The following is a 5,777-nucleotide window of genomic DNA, read 5'->3' as shown; positions in this document are numbered from 1 at the left end:
GCATCGGCCCGGTTGTCGCGTCGCCGCGGATGGGTAGGGTCCGGGCGTGGAGACGGTCGAGGTCGTTCCGGAGAAGGTGGCCTGGGTTCTGGTGCGTGGCGGCCGGGTGCTGGTGACGCGCGTCCGCGGTGTGGACGTCTTCTACTTCCCAGGCGGGAAGCGGGAGCCGGGTGAGTCCGATGCCGAGACCTTGGCGCGGGAGGTCGACGAGGAGCTGCGGGCCCGGATCGACACCGCCACCATGGTGCACGTCGGCACCTTCGAGACGCGGAGGGATTCCGACGGCAGCACCGGGTTCCGGATGATCTGCTACACCGCCGAGCACACCGGTGCGCTGGTCGCCTCCAGCGAGATCGCGGAGTTGGACTGGTTCGGGTACGGCGACCGTGCACGGGTCTCGGCCGTGGACCGGATGGTGTTCGACCAGCTGCACGCGTCCGGCCGCCTGCCCTGAAGGCGCCCGGTGCGTGCGAGACCCGCCGGCGGACGTCGTCCGGCGTCAGCCGGTGGCCGCGCGCAGGATGCGGGTCGCGCGAGGCCGCCGCCTCGGCGCGCAGCGCGGGCAGGTCGACGTCCAGGACGCGGCCGGCCCACTTGCGGACCCGCCCGGCGACGAGCACGGTGTCGATGTGCGGGTGTTCCAGCCGAGGACCACCGCCCCGACGGGGTCGTTCAACGGCAGGTTCTTGATCTCGTCGGCGGTGAGCAGCAGCAGGTCGGCCTGTTTCCCGGGCGTGAGGGAGCCGGTGACCCCGTCGAGGCCGCAGGTGCGCGCACCTCGCAGGGTGGCGAAGTCCAGCACGTCGGCGGTGCCGATCCGGCCCGGTGCCGGTGCGGTTCCGCCCGATGCGTGGGCGGCGTTCACGGCCCGCATCCGCTGGATCGCGAGCAGGGTCCTCATCTGGGTGAACATGTCGCCGGCCAGGGCGACTTCGACGTCGATGCTCAGTCCGGGCCGTACCCCGACGGCAAGGGCCTCGCCGACGGCGGGCACGGCGCTCTCCAGGCCGATCTGCGGTTCGGAGGTGGGCGCGAGCGAGACCGTGGCACCGGTCGCTGCGATCGCCCGCCAGGCGTCCGGGCCGAGGCCGGTGGCGTGGATCAGCGGCACCTGTTCGTCGAGCAGGCCCGCCCGCCCCCAGTCGAGGACCGCCCGCGAGGAGGGGGCGCCGAACACCGCGTCGACGCTCACACCGATGCCCAGTGTCCTTGCGGCAGCGGCGAGTTCGGGCCCGTAGGCGAGGCCGGGACCGGCGATCTCGTCGGTGGCCAGGGCGGCGAGGCGGAAGGTGATCAGACCGCTGCCGAAGCGGTCGCACAGCCTGGCGAGATCGGCCGGCCACTGCCGGTCCCAGACGCCGAAGTGCGGTGCCGTCGCGGCGTGGACGCCGCGGATGCCGGTGTCGACCAGGGCCTGAACGGCGGCGTCGGAGTGCGCGGCGCTGCGGGAGTTGTGGGAGAACCTCATCGGCCGATCCGGTGAGGAGACCGTACAGGCAGGGAACAACTGGGAGACCGGCACCCGCTTCGGCGAACTGCACGGCTGCGACGGCGCCCGCCTGCATGCCCCACAACTGCCGGCGACCCCGTTGAACCGCGCGGACGAATACGCTGACCTGCGGAAACATCTATCGGTTGCGCAGGCCATGCGAGCAGTCAGGCAAGGCTGGAAGGCCTCGCTGCGCCGAACGGCGGAAGCTCCACGGCGCCGCGATCGCCATCTGGCAGACGCGCAGCCTCCGCGGCACGGATTCTCATGTTCGGGTCGGTGCGGCAGGGTCTGAGCGGATCGATGCTGACCTTTTGCCGACTTCCCGACTACCCGCCGGATGGAGACCATGGTGTGCTGACGGACCGTAACAGGGGCTATCCCCGCACAGGCGGGGAGCAGTCGAAGCGGCTCATGGCGAGCGGGTCCGCCAGGAGCACGCTGGTGTCGAGAACGTACGTGCGCCGACCGGTCTGGCGGGAGCCGCCGGGCTTGTTCCTGATGCCACGCGTGTGGTCGGTCATCGCTGCATCTCCCGATCCGCCGCGATCGGCCCACCGTTCCCAGGACACGCCGGGGGTCGGGCACCGCCGCAGCCCGGTGGTGTGTGGGTGGACGGTAGCCGAAGCACCCGAGCGCGCGCGACGATGCGTGAGCCCCGTCACACCGGGCCGCAGCCGGAGGGGCTCAGAGCTCGGAAGTCGGAGCTCAGAGGGAGTCGACGAGGCCGCCGTCGACGACGAAGTCGGCGCCCGTGATGTTCGCCGCTCCGGGACCGGCGAGGAACACCACCAGGTCCGCGACCTCCGACGGACGGGTGAAGCGGCCGGTGGGCGACTGGGCCGCGGCGGCACGGGCCACGTCGCCGGGGTCGACGCCGCGCGCCTGCCCGACCGTGGCGGCCACGCCGTCGGTGCCCTGCCACAGCGCCGTCTCGACCGGGCCGGGACCGACCGTGTTCACCCGGACACCGCGTGGCCCGACCTCCTTGGACAGGGCCTTGCAGAAGTTGGTCAGCGCGGCCTTGGCGGCGCCGTAGTCGATGACCAGCGGGTCCGGCAGCCGGGCGTTGACCGAGGAGACGGTGACGATCCGGCCCGCGCCGGAGGCGAGCAGGTGCGGCAGCGCGGCCCGGGTGGCGCGGACGGCGGCCATCAGGTTGACGGTCAGGGCCCAGTCCCAGTCCTCGTCCGTCACGCTCAGGAAGCCGTCCACCCGCGGGCGCACCGCCCCGACGTTGTTCACCAGCACGTCGACGCCGCCGTGGAGCGCGGCGGCCTCGGCGACCAGCGCGGCCGGTCCGTCCGGCGTCGCCAGGTCGACCTCCACGACGGTGAGGTCCGCACCCCGCGCCAGGTGCGTGTCGAGGGCGTCGGTGCGGTGGCGCGATCCCGCGACGACGTGGCTGCCCGCGGCGAGGAAGGCCTCGGTGATCGCGAGTCCGATGCCGCGCCCGGCTCCGGTGACCACGACGGTCCGTCCGGCCAGGCCCGAGTCGGTGTCCGCGGCGCTGTCTCCTGTCGGCGTGGTCACAGCTGGTGCCTCCCTGCCGGGGTGTGCCCGGGTGTCCTGACCCGGCAGATCCATCAGACCGGAACTCCGGCGGCCCCGCACGGGGGACACCCCGCGTGGCCACGTTCACGGCTGCTGTCGCAGCCGTCCGATGGCGGCGCCGAGGTCCTTCTCGATGCCGTCGGGCTGCTGCAGGCCGTTCTCCAGCAGACGCCGGACGAACGGCCGGTGTTCCGGGCGCCCGGCGGTGGCGAAGTACGCCCTGAGACCGGGAGCGAATTCGCTGTCCTCGGGCAGGGTGGCCACGTCGACCAGTTCCTTGGTCCCGGTGACGGCCACCTTGTCGAAGGCCGCAATGCGGCGCGCGAACGCGTCGGTGAACTCCTCGATCTCGGCATCCGGGACGAGGCGGTTGACGTAGCCGTACTGGGCGGCCAGGTCGGCGGGTATGTCGTCGCCGCCGAGCAGGATCTCCAGGGCGCGGCCCCGGCCGACCAGCCGTCCGAGCCGTGCCATGGGCCCGCCACCGACACCGACCTCGAACCGGCCGAGGACCGCCGTCTCGGAGGCGAAGCGGATGTCGGTGGCGAGCACGAACTCGCTGCCGGCGCCGCGGGTACGGCCGCGGATCTCCGAGATCGTCGCCGCCGGGAGCCTGCTGAGCCGTACGAAGTTGTCCAGGTACGGGTGCAGGCCGGTCGGTCCGGGAGGCATGCCCGCGACCCGGGCGTTGTCGGCCCTGAAGTCCCAGTGGGCCATGAAGTAGCCGGGCGTTTCGCTGCGGAACACGACCACGGTGAGGTGCGGGTCGGTCTCGATGCGCCCGACGAGCGCGCCGAGCTGGTCGAGCGTGTCCGGTCCATCAGGTTGACCGGGCCGTTGTCGAAGGTCACCCGCCAGTAGGAGGAGGAGACTTCGGCGACGTGGAACTGTTCCGCAGTCATGTCGCCTCCGTTGCTGTCGGCGTGTTCGTCACGAGACGAACTGCTGCCCGCCGTCGATGTCGTAGGTCCCGCCGGTCAGCGCCGTATTGACCATGAGGTGGACGGCCAGCGCCGCGACGTCCGCGGGTCCGACGACGCGGCCGATCGGCAGCGTCGCGCGCAGCTCGGCGCGCCGTTCCTCGATCCGGTCGCCCAGCAGCGAGGCCGAGAGCGGAGTGTCGACGAAGCCTGCGGCGATGAGGTTGACGCGCACCGGTGCGAGTTCGAGTGCGAGGGCCGCGGTGAACGGGGGCAGCGCGTTGGTGGCGGCGGAGGCGACCCCGAGACCCCGGCCGACCCGCCGTGCTCCGGTACCACCCATGAACACCAGGCTGCCCCCGGGTCTCGTCCGGCCCACGGCGTTGCGCGCGACCTCGAGCTGCAGCACCGCGTGATCACTGATCGCGTCCCGCACCTCGGCGGCGCTCATGTCGAGCAGGGGCCCGTAGCTCGGGCCGCCGGCCGTCACCATCACATGGTCGATCGGGGCCGGCAGGTCCTGGAAGAACGCCGCCAGGGCCGCGGGATCGGTGGCGTCGAACGCCGCGGTGCGCTGCGCGCCGAGCTCTCCGGCGGCGCGCTCCAGCCGGCCGGGATCGCGGCCGACGAGGACGATCTCTGCGCCCTCGGTCCGGGCGCGCCTGGCCGTCTCCAGCCCGATGCCGGCGCTGCCGCCGATGACGACGACGGTCCGGCCGAGCAGTTCGGGCTCGCGCATCGGGGTTGTCACGTCCGCACTCCTCCTCGACCTCCCGCGAACGGGCGGCCGCTCGGGTCCGCGCGCCGTCGCAGGTCACGGACGTCGGCCGGTCCTCGTCAGCGGCCCGGCAGGCGTGTCCTGATCTCCTGGAGCAACCAGCCGTTGCCGTCCGGGTCGCCGAACGACGCGAAGGAACCGTAGTCCGCGTGCTCGGGTACCGGTCCGTCAGCACGTCCCCGCGTCCCGGCGCGGTGGAAGACGCCCGTGACGTCGTGGAACACCTCGCTCACGTCCACCCCGCGCCGGACGAGAACACGTCCCCCCACCCATGAGAACCGCCCCCCCCGGCGGCACCCGCAAGCCAGGGGTCCGAAGCCGGGCACCGGTTCCGTGGCCCCCGCTGACCACCACCGGCACCCCGGCGGGCGCCTGGGGCAGCAGCACCGGCCGCCACCCGGGCAGCGACGCCCCGGCCCGGCGAACGGCACGTTGCTCAGCCCGACGGAGGGATGAACCACTGCTGCGCCCGGTTGCCCGGCGTGCAGGTCTGCATGGTGGCGGCGCCGCCCGCGCCGTTGTCGGTCAGGCAGGTGGAGCTGCAGTCCTTGAGGTAGACGGCGCCCTGGGTGGGGGCACTGCTCACCGTCCAGCGGTACGTGACGCTGAAGCCCGAGGAGAGAGTTCGACGTTGCTGCCGCTCTGGACGAGTCCCGGCTTGCTCATGTTGCAGGGGTAGAGGCTGTACCAGCCGCCGGGGTCGGGGGCCGAACGGATCCAGCCGTAGGACGTGTTGCGGCCCACCAGCGCGCTCGTCCCGCCGGCCAGGCCCGGGGCGGCGAGCCCCAGCCGCTGGCCGCTGCCGACCCCGGTGATGTGGCCCCAGCCGGTGCCGCCGCAGCCCTGGGGCGGCCCGGTCTGCGCCGGGGTGGCCGCGGGTGCCGTGGTGGCCGGGGTCCTGGCCGGCGGCGGGACGGCTCCCCCGGTGTTGGTGGCACCCCCGCCCGTACCGGTGCCCGCGCCGGCACCGCCCGCGGCACCACCACCCGCGGCACCGTCCGCGCCGACGCCGCCCTGGCGCCGGACCAGCCGAACC

General features: G+C 73.3%; 6 protein-coding genes and 2 pseudogenes. 1 reads left to right on the top strand and 7 read right to left on the bottom strand.

Features of this window, described 5'->3' with window-relative positions:
• Positions 1-46: 46 nt before the first annotated feature.
• Entirely contained in the window at positions 47-454 is a 408-nt protein-coding gene (locus tag ABZ641_RS23995) for an NUDIX domain-containing protein (protein WP_344623481.1), read from the top strand.
• Positions 455-499: 45 nt separating this feature from the next.
• On the opposite strand, the gene ABZ641_RS23990 is transcribed toward ABZ641_RS23995, so the two are convergent.
• From ABZ641_RS23990 to ABZ641_RS23960, 7 genes and pseudogenes are all read right to left on the bottom strand, one after another.
• Complete coding sequence (locus tag ABZ641_RS23990) at positions 500-1,468, bottom strand: amidohydrolase family protein (protein ID WP_359984748.1); 969 nt, start codon at positions 1,466-1,468, stop codon at positions 500-502.
• Positions 1,469-2,197: 729 nt separating this feature from the next.
• On the bottom strand, positions 2,198-3,022 hold the full coding sequence (locus tag ABZ641_RS23985; RefSeq protein WP_359984745.1) for an SDR family oxidoreductase: 825 nt from the start codon (positions 3,020-3,022) through the stop codon (positions 2,198-2,200).
• A 105-nt stretch (positions 3,023-3,127) separates the two neighbouring features.
• Positions 3,128-3,796: an enoyl-CoA hydratase/isomerase family protein gene (locus ABZ641_RS23980; RefSeq protein ID WP_359984743.1), complete on the bottom strand. Its 669-nt coding sequence runs from the start codon at positions 3,794-3,796 to the stop codon at positions 3,128-3,130.
• A gap of 177 nt (positions 3,797-3,973) precedes the next feature.
• Positions 3,974-4,714, bottom strand: coding sequence for an SDR family oxidoreductase (locus tag ABZ641_RS23975; protein ID WP_344623485.1), 741 nt, complete (start codon positions 4,712-4,714; stop codon positions 3,974-3,976).
• A gap of 86 nt (positions 4,715-4,800) precedes the next feature.
• Positions 4,801-4,995: pseudogene (locus ABZ641_RS23970) on the bottom strand (glyoxalase); the annotation flags it as partial.
• Positions 4,996-5,177: 182 nt separating this feature from the next.
• Positions 5,178-5,327, bottom strand: a complete 150-nt coding sequence (locus ABZ641_RS23965; RefSeq protein WP_359984740.1) for a hypothetical protein — start codon at positions 5,325-5,327, stop codon at positions 5,178-5,180.
• Positions 5,324-5,777 (bottom strand): annotated as a pseudogene (locus ABZ641_RS23960) (hypothetical protein); the annotation flags it as partial. The pseudogene ABZ641_RS23960 and the gene ABZ641_RS23965, both read right to left, overlap by 4 nt.

Origin of the sequence: Kitasatospora sp. NPDC007106 (assembly GCF_040634455.1) — a bacterium.
In the GTDB taxonomy this organism is placed as follows: domain Bacteria; phylum Actinomycetota; class Actinomycetes; order Streptomycetales; family Streptomycetaceae; genus Kitasatospora; species Kitasatospora arboriphila.
Note: the sequence above shows the minus strand (reverse complement) of the source record. Positions and strands in the feature narration are given on the sequence as shown.

Excerpts from the sequence above, each read along its gene's own strand:
- ABZ641_RS23990 (WP_359984748.1), bottom strand. The coding sequence starts at position 1,468 with ATGAGGTTCTCCCACAACTCCCGCAGCGCCGCGCACTCCGACGCCGCC.